General features: G+C 68.4%; 6 protein-coding genes and 1 rRNA gene. 6 read left to right on the top strand and 1 reads right to left on the bottom strand.

Annotated features, from left to right (window positions below):
• The 3 genes from EP26_RS29215 to EP26_RS29205 all read left to right on the top strand — a co-directional run.
• Nucleotides 1–1,305, top strand: a 1,305-nt coding sequence (locus EP26_RS29215; RefSeq protein WP_043344184.1) for a UDP-glucose dehydrogenase family protein, incomplete at its 5' end; no start/stop codon positions are given.
• Nucleotides 1,306–1,400: 95 nt separating this feature from the next.
• Entirely contained in the window at nucleotides 1,401–2,462 is a 1,062-nt protein-coding gene (locus EP26_RS29210) for an ABC transporter ATP-binding protein (RefSeq protein WP_043344661.1), read from the top strand.
• A gap of 25 nt (nucleotides 2,463–2,487) precedes the next feature.
• Nucleotides 2,488–3,495 carry an ABC transporter ATP-binding protein gene (locus EP26_RS29205; protein WP_245624562.1) on the top strand — a complete coding sequence of 336 codons (1,008 nt, stop codon included), beginning with the start codon at nucleotides 2,488–2,490 and terminating at the stop codon, nucleotides 3,493–3,495.
• Here EP26_RS29205 and EP26_RS29200 read toward each other — a convergent pair.
• Complete coding sequence (locus EP26_RS29200) at nucleotides 3,476–3,691, bottom strand: DUF1127 domain-containing protein (RefSeq protein ID WP_043344660.1); 216 nt, start codon at nucleotides 3,689–3,691, stop codon at nucleotides 3,476–3,478. The two genes, EP26_RS29205 and EP26_RS29200, sit on opposite strands and share 20 nt — an antisense overlap.
• Before the next feature lie 98 nt (nucleotides 3,692–3,789).
• On the opposite strand from EP26_RS29200, the gene EP26_RS29195 reads away from it, so the two are divergent.
• The 3 genes from EP26_RS29195 to EP26_RS29185 form a co-directional block, all read left to right on the top strand.
• A complete protein-coding gene (locus EP26_RS29195) occupies nucleotides 3,790–4,677 on the top strand; it encodes a LysR substrate-binding domain-containing protein (protein ID WP_043344658.1) in 888 nt (295 codons plus the stop codon).
• Between the two features lie 58 nt (nucleotides 4,678–4,735).
• Complete coding sequence (locus EP26_RS29190) at nucleotides 4,736–5,704, top strand: tripartite tricarboxylate transporter substrate binding protein (protein WP_043344657.1); 969 nt, start codon at nucleotides 4,736–4,738, stop codon at nucleotides 5,702–5,704.
• A gap of 408 nt (nucleotides 5,705–6,112) precedes the next feature.
• Nucleotides 6,113–6,447: ribosomal RNA gene (locus tag EP26_RS29185) — 16S ribosomal RNA — on the top strand; the annotation flags it as partial.

Here is a 6,447-nt window from a genome sequence, read left to right as displayed (position 1 = left end):
ATGCGCATTGCGGTCCTTGGTGCCGGCTATGTCGGCCTGGTCTCCGGCGCATGCTTTGCCGAGTTCGGCATTCAGGTCTGCATCGTCGACACCGATCCGGCGAAGGTGGAGGCGCTGCATTGCGGCGTGATCCCGATCTACGAGCCCGGCCTCGACAAGCTGGTGGTAGAGAATGTCGCCGATGGCCGGCTCAGCTTCACGACGAAGCTCGAAGAGGCGATGGAGGGCGCGGACTGCGTCTTCCTCGCCGTCGGCACGCCGTCCCGCCGCGGCGATGGCCATGCCGACCTGCAATATGTCTTCGCCGCCGCCGAGGGCGTGGCGCGGGCGGCAAAGAAGGACCTCGTCCTCGTCACCAAGTCCACGGTGCCGGTCGGGACGGGGAAGAAGATCAAGGAGATCGTGCAGCGGGTGCGGCCGGACCTGACGATCCATGTCGCCAGCAATCCGGAGTTCCTCCGCGAGGGCAACGCGATCGGCGACTTCATGCGCCCCGACCGCGTGGTGCTCGGCGCCGAGAGCGACGTGGCCTTCGCCACGCTGCGCCGGCTGTACCGGCCTCTGTATCTGATCGAGACGCCGATCGTCGCCACCAGCATCGAGACGGCGGAGCTGATCAAGTACGCGGCGAACGCCTTCCTCGCGACCAAGATCACCTTCATCAACGAGATCGCCGACCTCTGCGAGAAGGTGGGCGCCGACGTGCATGACGTGGCGCGCGGCATGGGTCTCGACGGGCGGATCGGGCGGAAGTTCCTCCACGCCGGCCCGGGCTACGGCGGCAGCTGTTTCCCGAAGGACACGCTGGCGCTGGCGATGACGGCGCGCGATGCCGGCGCGCCGGTGCGCCTCGTCGAGACGACGATCGCGGTGAACGACGCGCGGAAGGAGGCGATGGCGGACCGGATCATCGCGGCGCTGGGTGGCGATGTGGCGGGCAAGTCGATCGGCATCCTGGGCGTGACCTTCAAGCCCGAAACCGACGACATGCGCGACGCGCCGAGCCTCGTCATCCTGCCGAAGCTGGTGGCGGCCGGCGCCAAGGTAACGGTGCACGACCCGCAGCCGCACCAGGCGCGGCAGTCGCTGCCCGGCGCGGTGACCTTCGCGGCGACGCCGCTGGAGGCGGTGACGGGGGCGGATGCGGTGGCGCTGCTGACGGAGTGGAACGAGTACCGCTCGATGGCGCCGGAGCGGCTGCGCGATGCGATGCGGGGCCGGGTGGTGCTCGACCTGCGCAACGCCTGGGACCCGGAGGCCATGCGCGAGGCCGGCCTCGATTACTCCGGCATCGGCCGCCCGTAAGCCCGGCTGATCGGTGCCGGTCTGCCCAAGGATTGGGCAGGGCGGTCGCCAGGGGCTGGGAAGTCGGTGGCACGGGGCTTGCTGCGCATCGAGCCATGAGCGCATCCCCCAGTACCCACACCGCCCTGGATCGCGGTGGCCCGGCCCAGCCGTTGCTGCTGCTCTCCGGGTTGAAGAAGCATTTTCCCATCCGCGGCGGCCTGTTCGGCGCCACCGTGGCGACGGTGCGGGCGGTGGATGGCGTCTCCTTCGCCGTGCGCAAGGGCGAAACGCTCGGCATCGTCGGCGAGAGCGGCTGCGGCAAGTCCACCACGGCGCGGCTGCTGATGCGGCTGATGGAGCCGGATGCCGGCAGCATGGTCTTCGACGGCGAGGGCGTGGGGCAGAATGCGCAGACCGGCGGCATCACGCTGAAGGAGTACCGTCGCCAGGTGCAGATGGTGTTCCAGGACAGCTATGCCTCGCTGAACCCGCGCCTGCCCATCGAGGAGACCATCGCCTTCGCGCCCAAAGTGCACGGGATCAGCGCCAGCGAGGCGCGGGGGAGGGCGCATGAGATCCTGGCGGCGGTCGGGCTGGCGCCGGCCAGCTTCGCCCGGCGCTATCCGCATGAGCTCTCGGGCGGGCAGCGGCAGCGGGTGAACATCGCGCGTGCGCTCGCGCTGCGGCCGCGGCTGATCCTGCTCGACGAGCCGGTCTCGGCGCTCGACAAGTCGGTGGAGGCGCAGGTGCTTAACCTGCTGGTGGACCTCAAGGAGAAATTCGGCCTCACCTACGTCTTCATCAGCCATGACTTGAACGTGGTGCAGTACATCTCCGACCGCGTCCTTGTGATGTATCTCGGCCAGGTGGTTGAGCAGGGGCCGGTGGAGGCGATCTACGACCGCCCGGCCCATCCCTATACAAGGGCGCTGCTGGCGAGCCGGCCTTCGATGGACCCAGGGATGCGGCGGACCGAACCGCCGCTAACGGGCGATCCGCCCAACCCGATCAACCCGCCCTCCGGCTGCCGCTTCCGAACCCGCTGCCCCTTCGCCGAAGGTGTCTGCGCGGAGCGGGAGCCGGTGCATTCGGCGCTCGGCGGCGGGCATGAGGCGGCTTGCCACATGGCGGAGCCGGGCAGCGGCCATTCGCAGACGGGGAGGCTGGCTGCGTGATGAGCGTCATGTCGGAGACATGCCTATGAGCGACGTGATGGAACGGCCCGTGACGGCGACCGCCAACGCGACCCCGCTGGTGAGGCTGCGCGACCTTTCGGTCCGCTTCGTCTCGCGCGACGCCACCATGCATGCGGTGAACGGCGTCGATCTCGATCTCGCGGCGGGGGAGGTGCTCTGCATTCTCGGCGAGTCGGGCTCCGGCAAGTCGGTCACGCTGCGGGCGCTGATGAAGCTGCTGCCGAAGAGCGCCTGCGTCACCGGCGGGATCGAGGTGGCCGGGCGCGACGTGCAGGCCATGAACGAGCGCCAGCTGCAGGACTTCCGCGGCAGCGACGTCGCCATGATCTTCCAGGAGCCGATGACGGCGCTCGACCCCGTCTTCACCATCGGTCAGCAGATCGCCGAGACGGTGGTGCGGCATGAGTGCGTCAGCCGTGCCGCCGGGATGGCGCGGGCGCTGGAGCTGCTGGAGTTGGTGCAGATCCCTTCGGCCAAACGGCGGCTCGCGGCCTATCCGCATGAGCTCTCGGGCGGGCTCCGGCAGCGGGCGATGATCGCCGTGGCGCTCGCCTGCAAGCCGAAGCTCCTGCTGGCCGACGAGCCGACGACCGCGCTCGACGCCACCGTGCAGATCCAGGTGCTGCTGCTGCTGCGAAAGCTGCAGGAGCAGCTCGGCATGGGGGTGATCTTTGTCACCCATGACCTCGGCGTGGCCGGCGAGATCGCCGACCGGGTGGCGGTGATGTATGCCGGGCGCGTGGTGGAGGAAGGGCCGGTCGGCGCGATGATGCGTGGGCCGTTGCACCCCTATCCGCGCGGGCTACTCGGCGCGACGGTGCATGGCGGCATGCGCGGGCAGCGGCTGACCACCATCCCCGGCGCGCCGCCGAGCCTCGAGGCGCTGCCGACCGCCTGTTCCTTCGCGCCGCGCTGCGCCGAGGCGGAGCCGGCCTGCCTCGCCGGCGTGCCGGAGCCGCGCTCGCCCGTGCCCGGGCGGAGCGCGCGCTGCATCAAGGTCGCGGCGGGGTGATGTCCCAGGGAAGGCGCTCGGCCTCCTGCCGGGCGTCCATCCGGCTGATGCCTATATCCTTCAGCATGCGGTCGTCCATCTCCGCGAGGTAGCGGCGGGTGATGGCGGCGCGCAGCATGGCGCGGAGGCTCGGCAGCGCCGGCAGGCTGGGCTGGAGCCAGAAGATGGGACGGGTGCGGGCGTTCATGATGGCCATGACGGGGTTCTCCTCACCCGGATAAGCTGATCTCGGCAGCCCAATAAGGAAAACGAATTGCATTGACGGTTCTCATCAGGATCGCTGATGCTTCATCCATGCTTTCCATCCCGCCTGGGCTCGACCCCGACCTGCTGCGCAGCTTCGTCCTGATCGCCGAGGGCGGCAGCTTCACCCGTGCCGCCCAGGCTGTGGGGCGGACGCAATCGGCCGTCTCCATGCAGATCCGGCGACTGGAGGAGCTTCTCGGCCAGCCGCTGCTGTTGCGCGGAACGAAGGGGGTAGAGCCGACCCAGCACGGGCTCTGGCTGCTGGAACGGGCGCGGCGGCTGCTTGCCCTGCATGACGAGATCCACACCACCTTCCGCCAGCCGGCCGTGGCCGGGGCGGTACGGCTCGGCTCGCCGGATGATTATGCCATCCGCTGGTTACCGGCGATCCTTGCCCGCTTCGCCGCCAGCCATCCGGCGGTGCAGGTGGAGGTGACCTGCGCTCCCTCGAACGAGCTGGTGGAGCGGCTCGAGGAGGGAGAACTCGACCTTACCCTGATCTCAGAGGGCAATGAGCCGCTCGGGGCGCGGCCGCGCTGGCTCTGGCGCGGGCCGCTCTTCTGGGTTGGGACGGAGGAGGTGGCGCGGCGCCGGCCGTTGCCCATCGCGCTCGCCAATGGCGGATGCTCCTGGCGGAAGGCAGCGGTGGCGGCTCTCGATGCGGCGGACCTGCCCTGGCGGATGGCCTATACGGCGGCGTCGCTCTCCGGTTCGCTGGCGGTGGCGTTGGCTGGCCTGGCGGTGACCGTCGCCATGCCGGCGCCGCTGCCGGAGGGGGTAAGGGTGCTCGGGACGGCGGAGGGGCTGCCGCTCCTGCCGGAGTTCGGCATCGGTCTGCTGCGAGGGCCGGGGACTCCGGTTTCGGAGGCGCTGGCGCGGCATATCGAGGAGGGTTTCGCGCTGGAGGCAGGGTTCGAGGCGCGGCTGCGGGCTTGAGCCACGCCGGGAAGCAGTCCAGAACGGCAGCGGTGCATTCATCCCGGGAAACGTCCCCATGAACCGTCGTTCGATGTTGGCCCTGGCGGCTACGGGCCTTGCCGCGCCGCGCCTCCTGCGGGCGCAGGAGGCTTGGCCGGACCGCCCGATCCGGCTGATTGTCCCCTGGCCGCCCGGCGGCTCGACCGACACCATCGCCCGGCTGTTCCAGCCGAAGCTGGCGGAAATCCTTGGCAAGCCGGTCATCATCGAGAACAAGGGCGGGGCCGCGGGCTCGATCGGCGCCATCGAAGCGGCACGGGCGGCACCCGACGGCTACACCTGGATGTTCGCTTATGACAACGAGGCGACCAACCAGACGCTGCTGCGGCTGCCCTACAAGACACTCGAGGCCTTCGTGCCGGTCAGCCTGGTGGCGACCGGGCCGCTGGCGCTCGTTGCCCACAGCACCACGCCATTTCGCAGTTTCCAGGATGTGGTCGCCGCGGCGAAGAAGGCGCCGGATACGATCAGCTTCGCGAGCTCGGGCGTCGGCGGGCTTGCCCATGTGTCGACCACGCTGTTGCAGCAGCAGGGCGGGTTCAACCTGGTGCATGTGCCCTACCGGGGCGGTGGGCCTGCCGTGCAGGATGCGGTGGCGGGGCAGGTACCGCTCTTCATGTCGAATGTGGTGATCATCAGCCAGCATATCCGGGCCGGAACGCTCCGGCCGCTCGGGGTGACGACGCTGAAGGAGAGCCGGCATGTGCCGGGGACGGCGCCTTTCGCCGAACAGGGCTTCCCTGGCTTCGATGCGCCGACCTGGTGGGCCTTCCTCGGTCGCGCCGGTACGCCGGAGCCGATCCGCCGGCGGATGCACGAGGCGCTGGTGCAGGCCCTCGCGGATGGTGATGTCCGTTCGCGGATTGAGGAGCAGGGCTGCGACGTCCGCGCCACCGGACCGGAGGAGTGTGGGCGCTTCCTCGGCCAGGAAATCGAGCGCTGGGGCAAGGTGATCCGCGACAACAAGATCAGCGCGGATAGCTGAGGAAAGGGGCCGGCGGAAAAGTTCGGGTTTCGAGCGCGGAAAGGTCGAATCGGCTGTTGACCGGCCTGCGGGTGGGGCGTAGAAGCCTCTCACCGCGACGATGTCGGGGCTTGACGAGAACGGGCGGAGACGCCAATATCGCTGCCCCGCCGAAGAAGTGGTTCATCGCCGACCAGCCGCTCCGGCTTCCTCAACAGGAAGGCTTCGCGGTTGTGAGGCGGTTTGCTGTCGGGCTTGCCTGACGGCCTTGTTCTTTTAAAACTGTATCTGGTTTTGGAAGCGCGTTTTGGATGTATGCGTGTTTGCTGGTTGATCCTTGGTTTCATGGGGATGGCTGGTGAGCGTTGGGTTTGTGTTGGGTATGGGTTTGGCATTGGGTTTTGTATGCTGGCTGAGAGGCTGGTGTATGAACCTGAGAGTTTGATCCTGGCTCAGAGCGAACGCTGGCGGAATGCTTAACACATGCAAGTCGCACGGGGGCTTCGGCTCTAGTGGCGGACGGGTGAGTAACGCGTAGGAACGTGTCTTGGGGTGGGGGATAACGCTGGGAAACTGGCGCTAATACCGCATGTCTGCTGCGGCAGAAAGCCTTCGGGTGCCTTGAGAGCGGCCTGCGTCCGATTAGCTAGTTGGTGGGGTAAAGGCTTACCAAGGCTTCGATCGGTAGCTGGTCTGAGAGGACGATCAGCCACACTGGGACTGAGACACGGCCCAGACTCCTACGGGAGGCAGCAGTGGGGAAT

Source organism: Belnapia moabensis DSM 16746 (genome assembly GCF_000745835.1).
Taxonomy (GTDB): Bacteria; Pseudomonadota; Alphaproteobacteria; order Acetobacterales; family Acetobacteraceae; genus Belnapia; species Belnapia moabensis.
The sequence above is the reverse complement of the archived record's forward strand: the minus strand, read 5'-3'. Positions and strand labels throughout refer to the sequence as shown.